This is a genomic window from Streptomyces sp. NPDC059861 (genome assembly GCF_042731435.1).
Lineage (GTDB): Bacteria > Actinomycetota > Actinomycetes > Streptomycetales > Streptomycetaceae > Streptomyces.
Genome location: NZ_JBHWJQ010000055.1, coordinates 14497 through 29514 on the forward strand (window position 1 = coordinate 14497; position 15018 = coordinate 29514).

A 15018-nucleotide genomic window follows, 5' to 3' on the forward strand; every position below is an offset into this window, starting at 1 on the left:
TCCGGGACTCGTGCTCGCCGTGCTGGCCACATCGGTGTTCCTGTCCGCGCTGGACGCCTTCATCGTCAATGTCGCGCTGACGCCGATCGGCCAGGGCGTGGGGGAGACGTCGCTGTCCAGGCTGAGCTGGATCCTCAACGGTTACGCGATCGTGTACGCGGCCCTGCTGGTCCCGGCCGGCCGCCTGGTCGACCGATACGGCCACAAGGCCGGCTTCCTGCTCGGGCTGGGCGTCTTCACCGCGGCCAGCTTGGGCGCCGCCGTCAGCGGCGACCTGTGGGTGCTGGTCGGCTTCCGCTTCCTGCAAGCGGCCGGAGCGGCCGTCCTCACCCCCGCCAGTCTCGGCCTCGTGCTGACCACGGCGCCGCCCGCGAAGGTCACCCGGCACGTGCAGATCTGGGCGGCCAGTGGATCGCTGGCCGCGGCGGCGGGCCCCGTGGTCGGTGGCCTGCTCGTCCAGGTGGCCTGGCAATGGATCTTCCTGCTCAACCTGCCGATCGGGATACTCGCGCTGACCATGGCCGTGCGGCTGCTGCCCGCCGGACGCCGGAGCCCTGACACGCGCCTGCCGGACCTGCTCGGCGGCGCGCTGCTGGTGGTCGCGATCGGTGCGCTGGCGCTGGGCCTCGTCCAGGGTCCGGAGTGGGGCTGGACCACCGGGCCCACCCTTGCGGCCTTCACGCTGTCCGCGACCGCGCTCATGCTGTGCCTCCGGCGCTCCGCCCGTCATGCCGTACCGGTCGTCGACCTGATCCTGCTGCGCGACCGCGTGTTCGCCTGGGCGAACATCGCCGCTGTGCTGTTCTACGCCGCCTTCGCCATCCAGCTCCTCGGCATCACCCTGTGGTTGCAGCAGGTGTGGCACTGGTCGGCGATCGAGACCGGCCTCGGTGTCGCCCCCGGCCCGGCGATGGTGTTCATGGCCGCCGCGCTCGGCCGGCGCCTGGCCCGGCACGTACCGACCGGGACAGTCGCCGCCACGGGCGCGGCGCTGGTCGCCCTCGGCACCGCCTGGGTCGCCCTGAACGCGCGCGGCCCCCTTGACTACGCCGCCGACATCCTGCCCGGCTGGCTGGTCGCCGGCGTCGGCGTGGGCCTCGCCCTCCCGACCATCATCTCCTCCGCCACCTCCGGTCTGCCCAAGGACCGGGGCGCGACCGGCAGCGCGATCGTCGCCATGGCCGGGCAGGTCGGCACCGTGCTCGGCGTCAGCGTCCTCGTCGTCATCCTGGCGGCCACCGGATCCGGTGGGTCCGCCCACTCCTTCTCCCTCGCCTGGTGGACCTCCGCCGGCGCCATGGCCGCCAGCGGGCTCGCCGCCCTGGGCCTCACGCCCCGACGTCACCCCCCAACTGCCGCGGCCGGCTGACGCGGCCACACGAACGGTCCAGCCACGACCCGGTCCCGTCCCGGGGTGGCCGGCATACCGGTCTGGCTGGAATGGGAACGGTACGAGAGCCTGCGGACACAGGCCGCGCTGGGGGACCTCGCCGGTCGTGACGGCGCCGCGCTGGCCCATACCCGGCAGGAGCAGAGCCGTCAGGCCGTCGCCGGCTGTCTCGCGGCGGCGACGACACGTTGGCTGCCGGCGTATGCGTTGGGAACGGCATTGCTGGTGGGTGCGGGTGCGGGTGCGGGTGCGTGGTCGTGGGAGGGGGCGCGGGCTCGCGGGACGGCGACCGAATCGGCTTGAACCGACCCGTTGTCATCGAGGGCGGACGCGTCAGGCTCCGTCGGTGTCGTTGTCGTCGCTGAAGAGCAACCCGAAGACACCCTCCAGACGGCGGGCGAGCGCCTCTTCATCGCCCTGCACCAGTGCCGCGTCGCCGATGACCTTGCGCATCAGCCAGATGCCGGCGATCACCGAGAGGGCGAGCCCCGCGCGTTCCGGGACGTCGCTGCCCTTCAGTTGCTCCGTCAGCCGCCGCCCCACGTGGCGCTCGATGCCCTGCCGCATGATCTCCGCGGCGCGCTGGTTGGGGGCGGACAGCAGCATCAGCAGGAACGGGTCGAGGTGGTCGGCCGCGGGCGACGTTCGCTCCACCAGTGCCCGGGCCACGTCCTGGCTCAGCGTGCGCGGGTCGTCCGTGACGACGGTGGGCGGGGCGAAGGACGCTTCCACCACCTCGGCGAAGAGCTGTTCCTTCGAACCGAAGTAGCGGTTGACCAGCATGGCGGTCACACCCGCGGCTGCCGCGATCTCCCGTACGCCGACGCCGTCGTACCCGTTGCGGGAGAACGCCTCCATGGCGGACCGCAGAATCGCCGCACGGGTGGCCGCCGCGTTCCGGGGCCGCTTGGGAGCCGGGTCGCCGACGGGCGTCCTGGGCGGTTCCTGTTCCATGCTGCGCAGTCTATCCAGGCGTTGCACCGACATCTACATGCGTATACATGCCCGACGCGCTCACACCGCGGCGCGGATCGTGCCGCCGTCCACCCGGATCGTGGCGCCGCTGATGTAGTCGGCGTACGGGCCGGCGAGGTAGGCGACGGCACCGGCGATCTCCTCGGGGCGGCCGAAGCGGCCCACGTCGTTGGGGACGAAGTCGCGGGAGGCGTTGCGTTCGATCTCCTCCCAGGACTCGCCCCAGCCGTGCTCCGGCGCGAGCGTGGTGATCAGCTCCTTCACCGTGTCGACGAGGATCGCTCCGGGAGCCACCACGTTGGAGGTCACCCCGGTGTCCTTGAGTTCCCGAGCCAGCGAGACGGCCAGGTTGTGCCGTGCGGCGAGCGTGGCGTTGTAGTGGGGCTGCATGGCGATCGGCTGGGTGGCGAGGCCCCCACCGATCTGGATCACCCGCCCCCAACCGCGCTCGCGCATACCCGGCACCAGCCGCTGGATCATCCGGACCCCGGAAACCACGTTCACCTCGTACGTGCGGATCCAGCCTGCGAGGTGGCCTCGGCCCACCCGATGTGGTCGTACGCCCCGGCGTTGTTGACCAGGATGTCGACGTCGCCCGCCGCGGCGGCCACGGCGTCCGCGCCCGCGTCCGTGGCGAGATCGCCGATCGCCATGGCGACCGCGCCGACCTGCTCCGCGACCTTCCGGGTCCGGGCCTCGTCGCGTCCGTGCACCACGACGTCGGCGCCCTCGGCCGCCAGCATCCGGGCGATCGCCTCTCCGAGCCCGGAACTGGAACCCGTCACCAGGGCCCGGCGACCAGTCAGATTCAGAACCATCATCCTGCCCTTTCCTGTATATCTACGACTGTAGACATCTCCAGTCTACACTCGTATACAGGACGCTCGCCCTACGGGAAGTCCCCGTGGGGGAGGTGCGGCAGGGGTCCTGGCCGGGACGACCCGGCCCGTTCGGCAAGGCCCCGAGGCATCTGCCGTTCACGCCGGGCGGCGATGTCCTTCATGCGATGCCGGATCCGGCGAGGTCTGCTGCGGCCCCTGACGGGCGACCGACCGGGCAGCCCGGGGTGGCGTGCCGTGAACGAGCGCATTTTCCGCGACGGATGTGAGGCGGTCGCCCTGAGCGGGGACCTGGCGGCGATCACCCCGAGACTGCGGCAGCTCTACGAGTGGTCTGCTCACCCTCCGCCAGGGTCACGTGTGCCCACGCCTGCAGGTCGCCGGACCCCGCGGAGATCTCCTCGTCCACTGGTTCCGTACCGCGCTCGACCGTCTGCTCGCACCGGACGAACGGGTCGACTGCTACGGGCTGGTGACGGAGTCGATAAGCGGCGGACACGAGGTCCGGGTCCAGGACGTCCGGGCCGACTGGCCCGTGCTCGCCGACGCGCTGCGTCCGCTGCCGTTCTCCGCGTCGGCAGGCTTCCACCAGCCCTCCGAGGACCGGCTGTTCCTGGGTCACCGCAGTCCGCCGAACTGGCCTTCCGACTCGGGGGGAGTGGTCTTCGAAGGCGCGGGCGAGGGCTGAGCGCCGGGGCGTCGATCCCGGCCGCGATTCCCGCCCCCAAGGCCGTGAGGCGACCGGCCTCGACCGACCGCCCGGAGAGGGCGGCGAACAGGAGCCGGGGCGAGCACCCGGGACGGCGTACAGGCAGCGCTCAGGCCATGGACGCAGGCGTCCGAGGACGGGCCGTCACGCGGCCTACTCCGGCTTCCTTCCCCAGGCGGTGAGCATCCCGGCCGATGCCCCCGGACTGCGTGTGTCCTCAGTGGGCCGGCTGGACCCGGTAACTGACCGCCCCGAAGCTGAACTCGCCGGTGTGCAGGCTTCCGAGCCTGTAGAACGTGTCGCCGTTGCTTCCCGGCAGTCCTGGCCTGCAGTCGGGTTGTAGTAGACGTCGATGTCGTTCGCAGAGACGTTCACGCCGGACAGCGCTGCGTCAGCCAGGTTGTGGCAGGTACCCACGTCCGCGAGGTTCAAGGCGATCTTTGTTCCCGTCAAGCGCGGACCTGTGTACAGGGCGGCCGAGGAGCTGTCGAGAGCCGCGGCCGAGGGAGACCCGGCCGACAGGGCCACAAGTGCCGCGGCGACTGAGGCAACGGCAGACGCGGTTCTCGTACGACGCGTGATCACAGGGTGTTCCTTCGCGAATGGGCAGGCGGACGGCGGTGCTGAACAGGTAGCGATCGATCAGCCGCAAAGGTGGTCACACCTTCAACAAGACGCCGGGAAGTGGAGATCCAGCCACCCGCATCGCCTTGTCCGTATCGGCCCGGGGTGGGACGCCGGAGAGGTGCGGCGCGGCGGTTCAGGCGCCGGCGGGATGAGGAGGACGGCCCTTCGCCGCCGTGCAGAGGCACACCGAAAGTATATTGATTGACCAATCCAGAATCGGCTATGGTGATGCGTATGGCACGCAATCGGGAGTTCGACGTCGACAAGGCAGTCGATCGAGCGATGGACCTGTTCTGGCGTCGTGGCTATGCTGCGACATCGCTGCAGGACCTGCTCGGGGAGATGTCGATCGGCAGTGGAAGCCTGTATGCGGCGTTCGGCTCCAAGGAAGCGCTCTATGCCCGCGCGCTGGAGCGCTACTGCTCCGTTTACACGTACGGCTTCGCCGAGCGGCTGGAGAACGCCACCGACGTGCGGACCGCTGTGCGAAGCGTCCTGCTGGAGATGGTGGAGGCCGACCTCGCCGAGCCGGAGCGCGGATGCCTGGTGGTCAACGCCGCCACGGAGCGCAGTGATGATCCGACCACGGCCGATCGGGTGGCGGCTGCGTTGCGGCTGCTGGAGTCGGCTCTTGCCGGCGCATTGGAGCGAGCGAAGGCCCGAGGCGAGCTGTCACCGGACAAGGACCCCGCAGAGCTCGCCCGTTTCCTGACCACCTTCGTCCAGGGCCTGCGAGTGGTGGGTAAGGCCCGCCTGGGCCGGGCCTTCGTCGATGATGCGGTGTCGACGGCCCTGCGCGCTCTGGACTGACGGAATCGATCAGCTCGACCCGACCCGACCCGACCCGACCGGCTCGATCGGCTCGATCGGCTCGCTCGGCCGGTCATGGTCACCGGTTCGGTAGCGCCCCGGTGGCGTGGTGTCTCGGCGTCGCCTACGTTCATTGTGTATTAACCAATCCAGAAAAAGGTCATCCATGGAGCTCCACCTCAAGGGCAAGGTCGCCGTCGTCACCGGAGCCAGCAAGGGCATCGGCCTCGCGACCGTCGAGGCGCTGGGACGCGAGGGCGTCCACGTCGTTGCCGGCAGCAGGAGCAGCACGCCCGAACTCGCCGCCCTTCGCGACAAGTACGACGTCACCGTTGTGCCCGTAGACCTCGCGACGCCGGACGGAGCGGACCGGCTCGTCCAGCGTGCCGTCGACGAACGGGGCAGGCTGGACATCCTCGTCAACAATCTCGGCGCGACCGACTCCCGGTCCAGCTTCCTCGAGGTGGACGACACGGAGTGGCAGCGGGTCTTCGACGTCACCTTCTTCAGTGCCGTACGGAGCAGCCGTGCGGCCCTGCCCCACCTGCTGGAGGCGGGGGACGCCGCCATCGTCAACATCAGTTCGATCAACGCCCGGCTGCCCTTCCCTGTCGTCGTGGACTACTCCGCGGCGAAGGCGGCACTGACCAACCTCACCAAATCGCTCTCCGAGGAGTTCGCACCGCGTGGCGTGCGCGTCAACGCCATCGCCCCGGGTCCGGTCCGCACTCCCTTCTGGACCGCGCCGGGCGGCTTCGCCGATGTGACCGCGGCGGCCGCCGGCACCACCGCGCAGGAGGCCCTCGACGTGGTGGTCCCACAGACCATGGGGATCTCGACCGGCCGCGTCACCGAGCCGCAAGAGGTGGCCGACCTCGTCCTGTTCCTCGCCTCGCCCGTCGCGGGCAACGTCACCGGCGCCGAATTCCTCATCGACGGAGGCCAGAACAAGACGATCTGAGCCGGCCGTCATGCCCCGCACAGCTCAATGTCGTGCCGGAGGACTACGTCTGCGTGTTCTGCGACGCGGTACTGCCGGCCACGTGGCATGTGGACTTGCCCGCACCTGGCGCCCCCGGCCTGACGGTCGGCCCTCGGGTCCGTTGTGTGGGTGTGAGGTGGCGGCCTGGCGGACGCCTGTCAGGAGTCGCACCCGCGGGCCTGTGCCGGCCCCAACTGGCATGGTCGGCGGAGCAGTGGCCGGCCGGAACAGGTCACCGACTCAGGCAGGCGAGGCAGTGGCCTGCCGGCCGGTGCCCCGCCGCCGGTAAGCGCCGGGGCTGACGCCGAACTCCCGCTTGAAGGCGCGATTGAAGGCGAACTCGGAGCTGTATCCCACCCTCTCCGCCACAGCTTGGAGCGGCGCGTCGTCGTCGCGGAGGATCCGTCCGGCCGTGGTCATCCGCCACCAGGTCAGGTACGCCATCGGCGGACGTCCGACGAGTTCGGTGAAGCGCCGGGAGAACGCGGACCGGGACACGCCCGCCCGTCGGCTCAGTCTTTCGACAGTCCAGGTGGCTGCGGGCTCGGCGTGCATGTCCTGGAGTGCGGAGCCGACCGTCGGGTCGGCCAGCGCCGCGGCCCAACTGCCGGTCCCGCGCGGAGCGTGGTCCTGGTACCAAGCGCGCAGGATGTACAGCAACATCGTGTCGAGCAGCGCGGGAATCGCCGCATCGGTGCCAGGTCTGCGCTGGTCCAGCTCGTCCCCGAGCAGGTCGACGACCGAGTTGAGCGCCATGCGACTGCCCACCCGCCGGGGGAGGTGCATGAATGCGGGGAGCTCGGCGAGCAACGGGTGCGCGCCCGCCCGGTCGAGATGGTACGAGCCGCACATCAGGAGCGTGAGGTCGCCGGCACCACCTGCGGTGTCGGGCGCCGACACCCATGTGTCGTCCATGTCGGGTGCGACGTCGACGAGTTCGGTGTCTGGCGAGTCGGCGAGGGCGATCTCATGGCCGTGCAGAACGAGTACGACGTCTCCGGCCCCCAGCGGTACCGGTTTCCGTCCCGCGAGCAGCAGCCAGCACCGTCCCTGCAGGACGACATGGAAGCCGACCTCGCGGGTGACCGGGAACCGCAGTCCCCACGGCGCCGTCCGGCGGGTGCGCGCGGCATGTGGCCGACCGGTACGGATGACCGAGACCGCGTCGCTGACCACGTCCATGCCTCGATCGTACAGATGCCCCGGCGGATGAAGACGAATGGACAAAATATCGCCATTCATAGTCATGGATCATCCAGGTTGATCTTCATAGGCTGCACTACAGCAATGCCCGTCAGACGAGTCCGACTGTGTGCCCCATCGGCACGAAGAGGAGAAAGAAGCATGACAACCGCCGCGCCCCGGATCATCCGGCGCTACTTCGAAATCGCTCCCGCACCGGAGACCGACAGGTACTTCGCCCTGTTTGCCGACGACGCTCTCGTCGAGGACGAAGGCAAGGAGTACGTCGGCATCGACGCCATCCGAGCCTGGCGCACCGAGGTTCCCCTCGTCCAGTACACGATCACCGACCTTGAACCGGTCGGAGACGGGCTGGTCGTGACCTGCACGGTCGCCGGGGACTTCCCGGGCAGCCCCGTCGTCGGTCTGAAGTTCCACTTCGAGGAGTTCGACGAGGACCACGTGAAGACCCTCCGCATCCGCCCCTGACCAAGCGGAACGGCCTGCCGCGCCCTCGGCGACGGGCAAGGGCATCAGGCCATGAAGCCCCCGTCGGCGCGCAGGGACGCGCCCGTCACGAATGTCGCGTCCGGGCCGACGAGGAAGGAGACCGCCCCCGCGATCTCTTCGGGCCGTCCGGAGCGGCCCAACGCGTTCATCGATCGTTGGACGTCTGCGAACGTCCCGACGTCCGGGTTCATGTCGGTGGCCAGGGAGCTGATCTGCACCGCGTTGACGTTGATACCCCGAGGTCCGAGCTCCCTGGCCCAGCCGCGGGTGACTGTTGAGTGAAGGCTCAAGAAATAACGCCCACGTCCGGTCGACTTATTGATCGTCCATTCAGCATGGACACCTGGGTGTCAGGCGTGTCAAACAGGCGAGGTGTTTCGGGCGTCAAGGTGTCCAGCGGTCGCGTGTGAGGCCGGCCGCTCCGGCGCCGCGCCCAGGGTGCCGCGGGGATCACTGCCCTGCGGTTCAAGCCTCCCAGGGCAGGTTTCGCATGGCCAGATCGACAAGGCCGAGCAGCGTTTCGCGGTCGGCGCCGGAGGCTGCCTCGACGGCGATGCCTTCCTGGAGGACGCTGACGTACCGTGCGGCGACGCGGGGATCGACGTCGGAGGGGAGTTCTCCGGCCTGCTGGGCCTGGGTCAGTCGCTCGGCGAGCATGACCTGGGCGGCCTTGCGTCGGTCGCACAGGTCCAGTGCGACCTCGCGGGACGCGTCACTGGTGGCGAGTGCGCCCTGTACCAGAAGGCACCCGGCCGGGGTCGTCTCTCCTGTGGTGCTCTGCGCGGCTCCGGTGAGCCAGCGGCGGATGACCTCCCGGACGTTGTCCGCCTCGACGCCCTGGGGGCCGTACGAGAAGACGGTGGCCACGTAACGGTCGGCGACCTGCTTGAACAGTCCGGCTTTCGAGCCGAAGGCGGCGTAGATGCTGCCGGGCTTGAGCCCGGTCGCCTCGGTGAGGTCGGCCATGGTCGCGCCTTCATAGCCCTTGGCCCAGAAGACGTTCAGCGCCGCCTGCAGGACGTGGTCCGCCTCGAACTCGCGAGGGCGCCCCCTTGCCATGGCTCGCCTCCGATTTGTGAAGTGTTCATTCAATATAGCGCTTCGAGGCGGGCGACCGGCCCTGTGCGATTGGCTCCGCATCCTCCCCTCGGATTGGTCCGTGCGGACGCGCAAGCCCGCGCATACGGTCCGAGTCATGATCGCCGCATCTCCCGCCCGCATGAGAATCTGCGTGTTCCTCTCGGCCGCCGACCTGGACGAGCGCTACACACGCCCGGCCCGCGACTTCGCCGAGCTGATCGGCGAGGGGGGCCACACGCTGGTGTGGGGTGGTTCCGACACCGGTTTGATGAGAGTCGTCGCCGACGGGGTCCGGCGGCGCGGCGGGCAGCTCGTCGGCGTCTCGGTCGGCATCCTGAGGCAGTGGGCCAGGACGGACGCGGACGAGATGGTGTTCGCCGAGGATCTCGCCGCACGCAAGGCCCTGCTGCTCGCCGGGGCGGACGCCCTGGTCGTCCTGGCCGGTGGTCTGGGCACTCTGGACGAGCTGACCGAGGTGCTGGAGCTGCGGAAGCACGGTCTGCACGACAAGCCGGTCGTGCTGCTGAACACGGAGGGCTTCTACGACGGCCTGATCACCCAGCTGCGGAGGATGGAGGCGGACGGCTTCCTGCCGACGCGACTGTCCGAACTGTTCTTCGTCGCCGACTCGCCCGCCGATGCCTTTGCCCACCTGGAGGAGGCGGTGGGCGAGCGCTGACGCGGTCGTGGCGGACCGGCCCGCGTACCCGGCCTGTCGGCGCGGCCGTCCCCCGGGCCCCTCGATCCCGGCCCGCCGGCTGCCACCGATCCGGGTTCACGGCAGCACCCGGCACAAGGCATCCAGCGCGCCTGCCCACGCGCTGTCCGAGGGAGCCGCGTAGTTGACCACGAGCGCGTCCTGCTCGGGTGACCGCTCATCGGTGTCCGCCGATTCGTGGAGGAACTCCGCGAGCCCGCTGACCGCCAGGCCCTCCCGGGCCGCCGCCCGGACGACCGAGCGCTCGGTTCCGTGGGGGAGTTCCACGACCGCTTGCAGCCCCGCCGCGATGCCGGCCACGCGGACGTCGGGCGCCCTGCGCGCCAGGGTGGTGACCAGTTGGTCGCGGCGGCGCCGGTAACGGGAGCGCATGGAGCGCACATGACGGTCGTAGGCGCCCGATGCGATGAACTCGGCGAGCGTCAACTGCCCCAGCGCGCTCGACATGTAGTCCCCGTGGCCCTTGGCGGCGGTGATCCGCGGGATCAGCTCCTCGGGAAGCACCATCCAGCCGAGCCGTACGCCCGGCGCCAGCGATTTGCTCACCGACCCGCAGTACACGACTCGGTCCGGGTCGAGGCCCTGCAACGCCCCGACGGGCTGGCGGTCGTACCGGAACTCCCCGTCGTAGTCGTCCTCCAGGATCAACCCGTCGGTGGCGCGCGCCCATTCGACGGCGGCCACACGGCGGTCGGGGCGCAGCGCGGCTCCTGTCGGGTACTGGTGCGCGGGGGTCAGGAGCACCGCGCCGGTCTCGCGCAGATGTGCCAGGTCGTCGGTCCGGGCTCCGTGTTCGTCGACGCGGACGGGTGGGGTGTGCAGTCCGGCGCGGGTGAGCAGGTCGCGGTAGAGGTCGAGGCCGTAGGCCTCGACGGCTACCGCCCGCGCCTGCCGCTCCTCGAGAACCTGGGCCAGCAGCGCCAGCCCATGGTGGAACCCGGCGCAGACGACGATCCGTTCCGGATCGGCGTGGACACCGCGGGCGCGTGCCAGATAGTCCGCGAGCGCCGAGCGCAGCTCTTCCCTGCCGAGCGCGTCCCCGTAGCCGAAGGCGTCGTGCGGCGCCGCGGTCAGTGCGCGGCGCGCGGCGGCGAGCCACTGTGCGCGCGGGAAGTTCGCGAGATCCGGCGCACCCGGCTGCATGCCGTACAGGGGACGGTGCGGAGTGGGTCGGGTGCGGGAGGCGGCCGCGGTGGCCCGGCCCGGCGTGGTCCGTTCGGCCACGCGGGTCCCGGAGCCCTGCCGGGCGGTGAGCCACCCTTCGGCTACCAGCTCGGCGTAGGCGTCGGTCACGGTGTTGCGGGAGATCCCCAGGTCGGCGGCGAGGGAGCGGGAGGGCGGCAGCCGGGTGCCGGGGGCCAGCCGTCCCGTTCGCACGGCTTCCCGCAGCGCGTTGGTGAGCCCCGTGCGCAGGCCCGGACCGCGCAGCTCCAGGTGGAGGTCCGCGCCGGAGGCGGAGGGCTGACCGTCCGCGGAATTGGTCTGGGAATCCGTCATGGAAATGGACCATACTCCAGTGCCATTCGCTGCGTAGCGTTGCAGTCATGAACGAGAACGCAGCACCCGAAGGCGCGGAGCGCCTGCCCGAGCACCCTCCCCGGCTGGACTGGGCGAAACTCGCCCCGGAGGCCTTCAAGGCCATGATCCGACTCGACACGGCAGCCGGGCAGGGCCTGGAGCCCACCCTGCTGGAGCTGGTCAAGATCCGCGCCTCGCAGATCAACCACTGCGCCTACTGCCTGGACATGCACAGCAAGGATGCCCTGGCGGCCGGTGAGACCGCCGAGCGGATCATCCAGCTCCACGCGTGGCGCGAGTCGAAGCACTTCTACACGGCCCGGGAGGCCGCGGCGATCGAGCTGACCGAGGCGATCACCGTCCTGATCGACGGATTCGTCCCCGACGAGGTCTACGCCAGGGCCGCGAACGAGTTCGACGAGGAGGAACTGGCCCGACTCGTCGTCGCGATCACCACGATCAACGCGTGGAACCGCTTCGGCATCTCCACCCGACTCGTGCCCGGCCACTACACCCCCGCCGGTTGACCCTCCCGGAGCGGGGCCCAGGATCCCGGGGTCCCACCGTCCGGTAGCCCCCCCGGTTCCGATGCCGCGTCGGACCGGTCGACGACAAGGAGACTCCGGTGAATGTCGCCTTCTCACTTCCGCGTCGGCCGCTTCTGGCACGTGCCGTCGACGAGTTCGTACTCGCCACCGTCCTGTTGTTCCTCGCGGTGACGGTCGTGCGGTGGGTGCGTGAGCCGGACTCGGCTCTGTACGTCGGTGACCTCGGGGCCGCGCTTGCCGTCATCGGCGTCCTCAGCGGGGCCATCCTCACCGGGCTGATCCTCAGCCCGCCCGGCCGCCGCAGCGGGGGCCACATGAATCCCGCCGTGACGGTCTCCCTGTGGCTCATGGACGCCTTCCCCGGACGGAGTGTCGCGCCGTATGTGCTGGCGCAACTGGCCGGTTCCGCGGCAGGCACCGGACTCGGGCGCCTGGTGTGGGGGCCCGCGGTCTCGCTGCCGTCGGTGGACTACGCGGTGATCGTGCCCGCACCCACGTGGCAGCCCATGTCCGTCTTCGCGACCGAGGCGGGCAGCATGACGATCATCATGGTCGCCGTGGGGCTCACCAAGGTGCATGCCCGCTCGGCCCGCTTCGTGCCCTACGTCATCGGGCCGGCCGTCGCTCTGGTGATCGCCGTCCTGGGGCCCCGTAGCGGCGGTTCGGCCAATCCCGCCCGCCAGTTCGGTCCGGCTCACGGGGCAGGGCACGGACCGGTGGATCTACCTGGTCGCACCGGTCCTGGGAGCGGCTGCCGGCGCGTGGCTGCACCGCCTCCTCGGCAGGTTGCGGCGGCCCGCACCCGCGACGAGGGCGCGCAGGCAGTCGCCACTTGTCGCCGAGGCCACCGCCGACATCGCGGGCCGACACCCCGGGACACACACCCCGGCCCCGACGGTCATGCCGCCCGACTGACGGCCCCGGAGCGGAGACCATCCGAGAACGACAGGCTCACCATCAGGTAAAGGACTGATCCCCATGCGCATCCTGATCGCGGGCGCGACCGGCGCAGTCGGCCGACTGCTCGTCCCCATGCTGCTGGACGCAGGACACCAGGTCACAGGAGTCTCCCGGACCCCCGCCGGCGCCGATCGCGTGCGGCAGCAGGGCGCCTCGGCCATCGAGGCGGACGCCTTCGACGCCGAAGGTCTGCGGCGGGCCATGAAGGAGGCCGCGCCGGACGCGGTGATCCACCAGCTGACGGCGTTGTCGGACGCGGACGGGGCAGCGACCGACAGGCTGCGCCGGGAAGGCACCCGCAACCTGGTCGACGCGGCCAAGGCCGCCGGAGTCGGAAGGATCGTCGCCCAGTCGCTGGCCTGGGCATACGCCCCTGGGGAGGGACCTGCCGACGAGTCGGTTCCGCTCGACTTCGGCGCGACGCGACCGCGAGGAGCGATGGTCGACGGCATTCAGGCGCTGGAGGAGACCGCGGCCGAACTGGAGACCGCCGTGGCACTGCGGTACGGCATTCTGTACGGCCCCGGCACGTGGTACGCCCCGGGCGGTGCCGTCGCCGCGGCCCTGGCGGGCGACCCCGGCGCGCGCCTGCTGGCGTACCTGGACGCGGACCGCTCGGTCACGTCGTTCGTGCACGTGGCCGATGCGGCACGGGCCACCGTCGCCGCCCTGAACTGGCCTTCCGGCCCTGCCAACATCGTGGACGACGACCCGGCGCAGGGCCGCCACTGGCTGCCCGTCCTGGCCGAGGCGCTCGGTGTACCGGTTCCCGAACCGACGGCGGGAAGGCAGGGCTGGGCACGGGGAGCGTCCAACGCCCTGGCACGCTCCCGAGGTTGGCGGCCCGAACACGGCACGTGGCGTGACGGCTTCGCTTCGCAGGACGCCTGACCCCGAGTCCCGGCGCCGCGCGTCACGACACCGCGCTCCCTGGGAGCTCGGGCGCCACTTCTACCGCTTCACCCGGCTGCGTACGACCTCGACGAGGAAACCCTGCGGCTCCGCTGGACACGAGGCATCGCCGACAAGTGGGAACACGACCGCTTCGAGTTCGTACCCGCCGCCACCCCGGCCTCCGTGCTCGGCTTCATCGCCGACCGGCCGAAGGAGAACTGGCCCCCTGCGCCGGCCCTCTTCCATCTCGCCCTACGGGGTGATCAGAGGCGGACCGTCGCGGTGAGGCGTCGCAGCGCGGCGTAGCCGGGTGGGCCCCAGCTGCGCTGGCCGCCCGGACGGCCGTGGACGCCGGCGTCTCCGATGAAGATGCAGGCGAGGGCTTTCAGCACTGCCCAGCCACGCGCACGGCGACGGGTCGCCGGGTCCGTGGCCGGCTGGTAGGCGTCGTAGAAGCGGTCGACGGCGCCGTCCGGCAGCAGAATCCACGCGGCGGCGAGGTCGCAGGCCGGATCGCCCGCAAAGAGGTCGCCGAAGTCGATCACGCCGCAGAAAGTGCCGTCCTCGGTGAGGACGTTGGCCGGATGCAGATCGCCGTGAAGCCACAGTGCCGGCCCCGTCCAGTCGGGCGCGGCGACGGCGTCTTCCCAGACTGCGCGGACGGCGTCCGGGTCGGGGATCAGCCCCAGTTCGGTGGCCGAGGCCAACTGCTGGGCGAAGCCCTCGGCACGGTCCGCCAACGGACCCCCACGGTCGCGGCCTGTCGGCGCCCCTTCGGGGGCAGGTCGGTGAAGAGCGGCAAGGAAGGCGGCCAAGGTGTCGGCCGCCTCCGCGGCGCGTGTGGCGGGGGCACGGTCGGCGGGCGTCCCCGGCACCCAGGTGGTGACGATCCAAGGCCGCGGGAACCGCTCGGTGGGCTCGCTGAGGCGCTGCGGGACAGGAACCGGCAAGGGAAGACGCGGAGCGAGACCGGGGAGCCAGGCGTGCTCCTTGCGCAGCAACGCGTCGGCAGACTGCGTCGCCCAGGGCAACCGGACGGCGAGGTCGTCGCCGAGCCGCCACAACTGGTTGTCCCAGCCACGCGCGCCGAGCCGCAAGGGATGATCGGCCAGGTCGGGGTGCTGATCGCGCAGCAGATCCCGGACCAGTTCCGCGGTGATCTCGATCTCGGTGTGCGTCATGCGGAGCCACGGTAGTCGGGCGGAGACCCGCCGAGGGACTTGGCACTCCGTTCCCCATGGGCGGAGCACCGTCAGAGACTCTTCCTGGCGAACCA

15 protein-coding genes and 1 pseudogene are annotated in these 15018 nt (G+C 70.7%); 9 read left to right on the plus strand and 7 right to left on the minus strand.

Features of this window, described 5'->3' with window-relative positions:
• Nucleotides 1-19: 19 nt before the first annotated feature.
• Nucleotides 20-1369, plus strand: coding sequence for an MFS transporter (locus ACFV6X_RS32870; RefSeq protein WP_385389829.1), 1350 nt, complete (start codon nt 20-22; stop codon nt 1367-1369).
• 354 nt (nt 1370-1723) lie between these two features.
• Here ACFV6X_RS32870 and ACFV6X_RS32875 read toward each other — a convergent pair whose 3' ends face one another.
• Nucleotides 1724-2344 carry a TetR/AcrR family transcriptional regulator gene (locus ACFV6X_RS32875; RefSeq protein WP_385389831.1) on the minus strand — a complete coding sequence of 207 codons (621 nt, stop codon included), beginning with the start codon at nt 2342-2344 and terminating at the stop codon, nt 1724-1726.
• 60 nt (nt 2345-2404) lie between these two features.
• Nucleotides 2405-3186 (minus strand): annotated as a pseudogene (locus tag ACFV6X_RS32880) (SDR family NAD(P)-dependent oxidoreductase).
• Between the two features lie 376 nt (nt 3187-3562).
• Here ACFV6X_RS32880 and ACFV6X_RS32885 point away from each other — a divergent pair.
• The 3 genes from ACFV6X_RS32885 (at nt 3563) to ACFV6X_RS32895 (ending at nt 6311) form a co-directional block, all read left to right on the plus strand.
• The gene (locus tag ACFV6X_RS32885; protein WP_385389832.1) at nt 3563-3892 is read left to right on the plus strand and encodes a hypothetical protein; all 330 of its coding nucleotides are present in this window, start codon (nt 3563-3565) and stop codon (nt 3890-3892) included.
• Nucleotides 3893-4774: 882 nt separating this feature from the next.
• Complete coding sequence (locus ACFV6X_RS32890; RefSeq protein ID WP_385389834.1) at nt 4775-5350, plus strand: TetR/AcrR family transcriptional regulator; 576 nt, start codon at nt 4775-4777, stop codon at nt 5348-5350.
• 166 nt (nt 5351-5516) lie between these two features.
• Nucleotides 5517-6311 carry an SDR family NAD(P)-dependent oxidoreductase gene (locus tag ACFV6X_RS32895; RefSeq protein ID WP_385389835.1) on the plus strand — a complete coding sequence of 265 codons (795 nt, stop codon included), beginning with the start codon at nt 5517-5519 and terminating at the stop codon, nt 6309-6311.
• 261 nt (nt 6312-6572) lie between these two features.
• Here the strand turns inward: ACFV6X_RS32895 and ACFV6X_RS32900 are convergent, their stop codons facing one another.
• On the minus strand, nt 6573-7514 hold the full coding sequence (locus tag ACFV6X_RS32900; RefSeq protein WP_385389837.1) for an AraC family transcriptional regulator: 942 nt from the start codon (nt 7512-7514) through the stop codon (nt 6573-6575).
• A 162-nt stretch (nt 7515-7676) separates the two neighbouring features.
• Between ACFV6X_RS32900 and ACFV6X_RS32905 the strand changes: the two genes are divergently transcribed.
• A complete protein-coding gene (locus ACFV6X_RS32905; protein WP_385389839.1) occupies nt 7677-8003 on the plus strand; it encodes a nuclear transport factor 2 family protein in 327 nt (108 codons plus the stop codon).
• A gap of 44 nt (nt 8004-8047) precedes the next feature.
• Here ACFV6X_RS32905 and ACFV6X_RS32910 read toward each other — a convergent pair whose 3' ends face one another.
• Together ACFV6X_RS32910 and ACFV6X_RS32915 are read right to left on the minus strand one after the other, a co-directional pair.
• Nucleotides 8048-8314, minus strand: coding sequence for an SDR family oxidoreductase (locus ACFV6X_RS32910; RefSeq protein ID WP_385389841.1), 267 nt, complete (start codon nt 8312-8314; stop codon nt 8048-8050).
• A 175-nt stretch (nt 8315-8489) separates the two neighbouring features.
• Nucleotides 8490-9083 (minus strand): TetR/AcrR family transcriptional regulator, encoded by a 594-nt coding sequence (locus ACFV6X_RS32915; protein ID WP_385389842.1) that lies wholly within the window; start codon nt 9081-9083, stop codon nt 8490-8492.
• A 160-nt stretch (nt 9084-9243) separates the two neighbouring features.
• Here ACFV6X_RS32915 and ACFV6X_RS32920 point away from each other — a divergent pair, with 160 nt between their 5' ends.
• On the plus strand, nt 9244-9783 hold the full coding sequence (locus ACFV6X_RS32920) for a TIGR00730 family Rossman fold protein (RefSeq protein WP_385389876.1): 540 nt from the start codon (nt 9244-9246) through the stop codon (nt 9781-9783).
• Nucleotides 9784-9879: 96 nt separating this feature from the next.
• On the opposite strand, the gene ACFV6X_RS32925 is transcribed toward ACFV6X_RS32920, so the two are convergent.
• Complete coding sequence (locus ACFV6X_RS32925) at nt 9880-11319, minus strand: PLP-dependent aminotransferase family protein (RefSeq protein WP_385389844.1); 1440 nt, start codon at nt 11317-11319, stop codon at nt 9880-9882.
• A gap of 47 nt (nt 11320-11366) precedes the next feature.
• Here ACFV6X_RS32925 and ACFV6X_RS32930 point away from each other — a divergent pair, with 47 nt between their 5' ends.
• From ACFV6X_RS32930 to ACFV6X_RS32940, 3 genes are all read left to right on the plus strand, one after another.
• Nucleotides 11367-11867 (plus strand): carboxymuconolactone decarboxylase family protein, encoded by a 501-nt coding sequence (locus ACFV6X_RS32930; protein ID WP_385389846.1) that lies wholly within the window; start codon nt 11367-11369, stop codon nt 11865-11867.
• A 98-nt stretch (nt 11868-11965) separates the two neighbouring features.
• Nucleotides 11966-12853 (plus strand): MIP/aquaporin family protein, encoded by an 888-nt coding sequence (locus ACFV6X_RS32935; RefSeq protein ID WP_385389848.1) that lies wholly within the window; start codon nt 11966-11968, stop codon nt 12851-12853.
• A 13-nt stretch (nt 12854-12866) separates the two neighbouring features.
• Nucleotides 12867-13739: an NAD-dependent epimerase/dehydratase family protein gene (locus ACFV6X_RS32940; RefSeq protein WP_385389849.1), complete on the plus strand. Its 873-nt coding sequence runs from the start codon at nt 12867-12869 to the stop codon at nt 13737-13739.
• Between the two features lie 266 nt (nt 13740-14005).
• Here the strand turns inward: ACFV6X_RS32940 and ACFV6X_RS32945 are convergent, their stop codons facing one another.
• Nucleotides 14006-14923, minus strand: a complete 918-nt coding sequence (locus ACFV6X_RS32945) for an aminoglycoside phosphotransferase family protein (protein WP_385389851.1) — start codon at nt 14921-14923, stop codon at nt 14006-14008.
• Nucleotides 14924-15018: the final 95 nt, after the last annotated feature.